The 6,290-nt window shown below is 69.3% G+C and carries 4 protein-coding genes; all 4 read left to right on the top strand.

From position 1 onward, the window contains the following. The first annotated feature begins 447 nt into the window (after positions 1–447). The gene (locus HY703_09340) at positions 448–2,721 is read left to right on the top strand and encodes a VWA domain-containing protein (GenBank protein ID MBI4545387.1); all 2,274 of its coding nucleotides are present in this window, start codon (positions 448–450) and stop codon (positions 2,719–2,721) included. A 25-nt stretch (positions 2,722–2,746) separates the two neighbouring features. Next, positions 2,747–3,256 carry a sigma-70 family RNA polymerase sigma factor gene (locus HY703_09335; protein MBI4545386.1) on the top strand — a complete coding sequence of 170 codons (510 nt, stop codon included), beginning with the start codon at positions 2,747–2,749 and terminating at the stop codon, positions 3,254–3,256. Then, entirely contained in the window at positions 3,240–4,757 is a 1,518-nt protein-coding gene (locus HY703_09330) for a zf-HC2 domain-containing protein (GenBank protein MBI4545385.1), read from the top strand. The genes HY703_09335 and HY703_09330 overlap by 17 nt, the downstream gene beginning before the upstream one ends. Positions 4,758–4,968: 211 nt before the next feature. After that, positions 4,969–6,189, top strand: coding sequence for an AAA family ATPase (locus HY703_09325; GenBank protein ID MBI4545384.1), 1,221 nt, complete (start codon positions 4,969–4,971; stop codon positions 6,187–6,189). Positions 6,190–6,290: the final 101 nt, after the last annotated feature.

Raw genomic sequence — 6,290 nt, 5'->3', positions numbered from 1 at the left:
TCAAGTTCACCACGCTCCCCCTCGCCCCCCTCAACCCACCGCTTCGATGCGCGGAGCGCCTCCAGGGTTGCCCGTTCCTCGGACCTGGTTTCCAGGTTTCATCCTGACCCATCTGGCTATGGCTGCTGACGGAGTCCAGCCTGATTCCGTGGGATCTCGTGCAGAGTCGAGGCCGTCACGGGGCTGCCGGATTGGTTGATTGGGACGGTGGCAGGCGTGGTTGAGCCAACATTCAAATTGGAAACCCGATCCGATCGTAGCCGCGTCGCCGTGTCGCCGGGTCGTCGAGTCTCGCTGTCGCCGTGTCGCCACTCCCACTCTCCCGCTCCCCCCATCGGTCGGACGGAGCGGACGGCGGGACGGGGCGACGAGGCGACTGAGGGTGGCTGTGCAAATGCGTGCCTCCCGTTCGTCATCAAGGGAACGAACCCTATTCGGGAGGACGCCATGAGGATGCTGCTCGTTGCTGCCATTGCGCTCGCATTGACGCTCCCCGCCGCCGCTGCCGCCCAGGGCTGGATCGAGCCGCACGGCCGGCCGGATCCGCGTTTCGGCGTGGTCAAGCTGCGCGGCGCGGTCAACGTGCGGGTCAGCGGCCGGGTGGCCCGTGTCGAGGTTGAGGAGTGGTTCCAGAACCGCGGCCCGCTGGCCCTGGCGGAAAGCGACTACCTCTACCCACTGCCCGGCGAGGCGGTGTTCAGTGACTTCTCGCTCTTCCAGGGCGACCAGGAGCTGCGCGGCGAGACCATGGATGCGGAGCGCGCCCGTTCGATCTACGAGGAGATCGTGCGCAGGAAGAAGGATCCGGCGCTGATCGAGCTGGCCGGCCATGGCCTGATCCGCGCGCGTGTGTTCCCCATCAATCCCGGCGAGACGCGCAAGATCACATTGCGCTACACGCAGCTTCTGTCCCGCGCGGGCGACGCGCTGCACTTCCGCTACGCGGCCGGCGGCCGATACGGGCGGGTGCCTGACACGGGTCCGGAGACGACGCCGGGGCCCAGGCGGCTGGCGGAGCAGGCGCGCGTCTCGTTCCGCCTCGTCGCCGAGGAAGGCGACGCGTTTCGCGACCCCTTCTCGCCCACCCACGAGGTGCGCGTCGAACGAGAGCAGGGGCGGCTGAGCGTGCGCCCCGCCGCGGAGCTGGAGGGCGATCTTTCACTGTTCCTGCCTCTGGCCCGGGGACTCGTGGGCGTGACCGTCGCCACGCATAAGCCGTCCGGCGAGGACGGCTATTTCATGCTAACGCTCTCGCCCGGTGAGCTGCGCGGGCCCAGCCAGCCGCGGGATGTGACCGTGGTGCTGGACGTCTCCGGCTCGATGGCCGGCGCCAAGATCGAGCAGGCGCGCCAGGCGCTGCGACAGTTGCTGGGCACGCTGGGGCGTGAGGACCGGTTCCGACTCATAGCGTTCAGCAGCAGCATCAGCGTCTACGAGCCGGACTGGACGCCGGCCACGGCCGCTGAGGTCGAGCGTGCGCGGGAGTGGGTCGAGGGGCTGGATGCCAGCGGCGGCACCAACATCGCCGGGGCGCTGGCGGAGGCGTTCCGGGTAGCGAGTCCGGAAGAGCGGCTGCCCCTCGTCGTCTTCCTGACGGACGGGCTGCCGTCCACGGGCGAGCAGAACCCTGAGCGCATTGCGCAGCAGGCCGAGGAAGCGCGCGGGCGCGCCCGCCTGTTCGCGTTCGGCGTCGGCTATGACGTGAACACCTACCTGCTCGACCGCCTCAGCGCGGCGGGGCGCGGCAGCACCCAGTACGTGCAGCCGGGTGAGGATGTGGAGGCGGCGCTGGGCGCGCTGGCCGGGAAGATCCGGCACCCTGTGCTCACGGACCTCGAAATCGCGCATGCACCCGTGCGGCTCGATGAACTATATCCCGCGCCACTGCCCGACCTGTTCTCGGGCGAGGAGCTGGTCATCTTCGGGCGGTACCGGGCCGGCGGGGGGACAGGCGAGGGTCGCCTCACGCTGGCCGGCCGGCGCAGCGGCCGTGGGGAAGAGTTCTCGGTAGAGGCGCGTTTCCCCGAGCACGAGCGCGGCAATGACTTCATCCCCCGGCTCTGGGCGTCGCGCAAGATCGGATTCCTCATGCAGTCCATCCGGCTGAACGGGCCCAACCCGGAGCTGCAGCGTGAGATCCGCGAGACGGCGCTGCGCTACGGGCTGCTGAGCGAGTACACGTCCTATCTGGTGCAGGAGCCGCTGGACGTGGCTTTCGGCGAGCAGCGGCGGCGGCGGATGCCCATGGCGCCGGTTGGAGCCATGGCGCCGGCGGCCGCCCCCGTCCCCGCGCCGGCCCAGTCTACTGGCCGCGCCGCCGTCGTCGCGGCCGAAGGCGCGCGCACCCGGCGGGAAGTGCGCTCCCGCGCGGAGCTCGAGGTCCTGGAGGCGAAGTTCGACGCGGCCTCCTCGCGCGCCGCCGGGCTGACGGGAAGCGGCACGGCACCCCGCCTGGTGGCCGGGCGCCACTTTGCGCCACGGGGCGAGGTGTGGACCGACCTGCGGCACAATGTGTCGCTGCGCGTGGTAGAAATCGAGCCCTTCAGTGACGCCTACTTCCGGCTGCTCCGGCTGGCGCCCGAGCTCCAGCTCTACTGGAGCAGCTTCGAGCGAGTGCTGGTGGCCGGCAGCCGGGTGAGCATCCGTGTGGCGCCGGGCGGGGCCGGGCGGCTGCCGGAGCCCGAGCTGCAGCGCATTGTCCGGGAGTTCCGGGGGGTGTAACGCGGAGTCATTTCGAGCAGCTATCGTGAGCGTCGATTGGGCTGACGTGTATCGCGCGACGTATGCCGAGCTCGTGCGCTTCCTGCAGCGCAAGGTGTGGGACGCCGAGCGGGCGCAGGAGCTGGCGCAGGAGGTATTCGTGCGTGCCCTGACGCAGCAGCCGGCGAGTCCGCGCGCCTGGCTGTTCCACGTGGCGGGGAACCTGGCGCGCGACGAGGCGCGGCTCGTGGTTCGGCGCAAGCGCCACCTTGCCCTGCTCCGCAGCGAGCAGGCGGCGGCGGAAGCTGCCGAGCGGGATGCTAAGCATGAGGCGGAAGGCGTCGAGCGCATGCAGGCCGTGCAGCATGCCCTGGCGCAGCTTACGGAACGGGACCGGGAGGCGCTGCTGCTCTGGGACGCGGGGCTCAGCTACCGCGAGATCGCGCAGCAGACCGGCCTCGCCCCTGGAGCGGTGGGCACGACCCTGGCCCGGGCGCGGGAGCGGCTCGTGCAGGCGTATCATGCCCTGGAGGAGCAGAATGTGGCACGTAGATGACGGGCAGCTTCACGCCTACCTGGATGGCGAGCTCGGGTCGCTCGGCCAGGACCAGGCCGGGCGCTTCGAGCGGCACCTGAGCGAATGCGACGAGTGCCGCGCCCGGCTCGAGCACGCGCGCACGGTGCGTGAGGGCGCCCGCACCATCCTCCAGGGCTCCGGCCCGGCGCAGTTGGCGCCGCCGCCGTTCGAGACACTTGCCGCCCGCGCGCGTAGGGCGACGCCGCGTCACCGTTTGATCTCGAGGCTTCGCCCGTCGTCGGTCGCCTGGGCGGCCAGCCTCATCCTCGCCCTGGGCGCGGGCTGGATGGCCCGCCAGCTCGTGCTGCCCATGGAGCGGGCGGCGAGCCGGAGCGAAGCGCCGAGGGGCGTCGAGCTGGATGCAGCCAGCTCGGGGGATGTGGCACCGCCCGCCGAGCCGCGAGAAGCCGGCGCGGCCGAGGCGGCGGTGCCGGCGGGGCCGCTCGCAGCGCGGGCTGTGACGCGCCCAGCCGGCACTGCGGAGCGCAGGGCGCCGGCGGCGAGCACGGCTCGGGGGCGGCGCGCCGGCTCCTCACCTGTCATCCGGGGTGTGGACGGCCGCCGGGAGCTGGCTCTCGGAGAGGGTGAGGCTGCCCCGGCCGCTCCACCTGCGCCGCCGCCACCGGCCGTTCCGCCTCCGGCAGGGGGCGCGGAGCTGGCTGCCCTTCCGCCGGCACAGGCGGTGAACGTCGTCGCCCCGCCTGAACTGGAGGAGGCCGTCCCCGAGTCCCGGGCCGGCGCGCCCGTGGAAGCGGCCGCGGCGGCGGCGGCGCCGCCGCCGGTGGACAGCCGCTTTCTGGATGAACAGTCCAGGTGGCGCGCCGGGGAAGAGCGCCGCGATCGCGAAGTTGCAGAGGCATACCGTCGTGCCGCCGGCCAGACGCTGCCACGCGCCGGCGCCAGGGCAGAAGCAGGCGGCGTTGCGGCGAAGCCCGCAGACCCCGCCGCGCCCCCCGTGCCGGCGGGAGCGCCTGCCGGCCCCTGGGCTGGCCTCGCGGCACGCGTGGCCGGGCGGCCCGTGCCGCTGGCGGAATGGCAGTCCGTGGACGCCGCGACCGCGAACCGGTGGCTGGGTGGCGCCGTGGCCCGCGTTCCCGATTTCAGCACGGTGGCCACGCAGGTGACGCTGCTGGACGGGCGTCCGGCCGTGCGCACGATCCAGCTCAGCCAGACGGGCAACACCCTCGAGCTCGTGCAGCTCCGGGATACTGAGGCCGTGGGTGCGGGAATGGCGGGGGGGAATAGGGCGGCAGCCGCGGAAGAGCAGGAGAAGGCGCGCGCCCGTGAGGTCGAGGCGCCTCGCGCCGCTGCGCCCGGCGCCCTGGTTATGACCCCGGCGTGGAACGCGCTGCTTGCGCCGGTGGACGGCGCTGCGCCCGACCTGGTCACGCTGACGCTGCGCCGCGACGGCTACCTGATCATCGCCCGCGCCGTCTTGCCCGCCGACTCGCTGCGCGCCCTGCTGGCCCGCATCCGCTGAGCCCTGAGGTGCCGCCGAACCAGAGGAAACTCGACTCGTTCGCGTCGGCACCAAGGTTTTTGGTCCCCTGCTTGCCGTCTCGCGGCCCCGTCTGGTACTGTTCTTCTCAGCGTCCGCTTGCAGAAGCCCTCAAGGCGCTCCGGAGATCCTCCCCGCCGGCGCATTCCGCAAGAGCGTCCGGCGGTAGCAAAACATTCACCGGGGGTTCGCATTGCACAACAATTGCAAGCCCGTTGTCGACCGCGCTGTCCTCAGGAACTATAAGAGCATCGCTGCTTGTGACGTCACACTGGGGCGGCATGCGTTCCTGGTTGGGCCAAACGGCTCGGGCAAAAGCAACTTCCTCGACGCGATCCGGTTCGTCTCCGATTCAGTGCGTCATTCCCTGGACCACGCACTCCGTGATCGGGGTGGTATCAATGAGGTTAGGCGACGATCGCGTGGTCATCCCCGCCATTTGGCGATCCGCCTCGACTTCAACCTGGACTTCGGGAGTGGCCATTACGCATTAGAGATCGCCGCAAAACCGGCTGGTGCATACGTCGTAAAGCAGGAGGAGTGCCATCTGCGCGGGGGCGCTGGAGGGTCGGCGATGTTCCGAGTGCAAGAAGGACAAGTGATCCACGCCAGTGTTAGTGCGCCGCCGCCAGCCGCCAAGGACCGGCTCTATCTCGTCAACGTATCCGGTTTTGATCAATTTCGGGGACTCTATGATGTACTTTCTAACATGGGCTTCTACAGCCTGAATCCCGAGGCTATTAGAGACTTGCAGACACCGGATCCCGGTGAACTGCTGAATCGGGATGGCAGCAACATCGCCAGTGTATTCGGGCGCCTCTCTGCGCAGCATCCAGATATCGAGCAGCGCATCGAGGAGTATTTGTCCAAGGTCGTCGCGGGCGTTAGCAGTGTGAGGCATAAGACGGTAGGGCCGAAGGAGACTCTCGAGTTCCGACAGAACGTCCGGGGGGACGAGAATCCGTGGCGTTTTCTAGCCTCTAGCATGTCTGACGGCACGTTGCGCGCGTTTGCGGTTCTGGTCGCGCTCTTCCAAGGCACTGGGCAGGACAGTCGGCCGGTCAGGTTGGTGGGGATCGAAGAGCCAGAAATCGCTCTACACCCGGCTGCGGCAGGAGTCTTGATAGATAGCATTCAAGACGCGGCGGCGCAGACACAGGTTATCGTGACGAGCCACAGCCCAGATCTTCTCGATGACGAAGACCTGTCAGAAGAATCAATATTAGCAGTAATCTCCGAGAGTGGTGAGACGAAGATCGGCCCGCTCGACGAGTCAGGGCGCCAAGCGCTGCGTCAACACCTGTATACGGCGGGGGAGCTGCTTCGCATGGATCAATTACGGCCGGACCCGACAGCGGTAAGCCTGAGCACGGAGCAATTGGCACTCTTCGGCCCCCGCGGCTCTGAAGCGTGAGGATCGCGTCGATTGTCGAAGGGCACGGCGAGGTGGAGGCTCTTCCTCTGCTGCTGCGCAGAATATGCAGTGAAGTAGCGCCGGAGGTGCCGTTCGAGGTT

The sequence above is a fragment of the Gemmatimonadota bacterium genome (assembly GCA_016209965.1).
In the GTDB taxonomy this organism is placed as follows: Bacteria; Gemmatimonadota; Gemmatimonadetes; order Longimicrobiales; family RSA9; genus JACQVE01.
This window is presented reverse-complemented; position numbering and strand designations above follow the sequence as displayed.

Bases quoted from the DNA above. Each gene is read 5' to 3' on its own strand.
- HY703_09340 (MBI4545387.1), top strand. From the start codon at position 448: ATGAGGATGCTGCTCGTTGCTGCCATTGCGCTCGCATTGACGCTCCCC.
- HY703_09330 (MBI4545385.1), top strand. From the start codon at position 3,240: ATGTGGCACGTAGATGACGGGCAGCTTCACGCCTACCTGGATGGCGAG.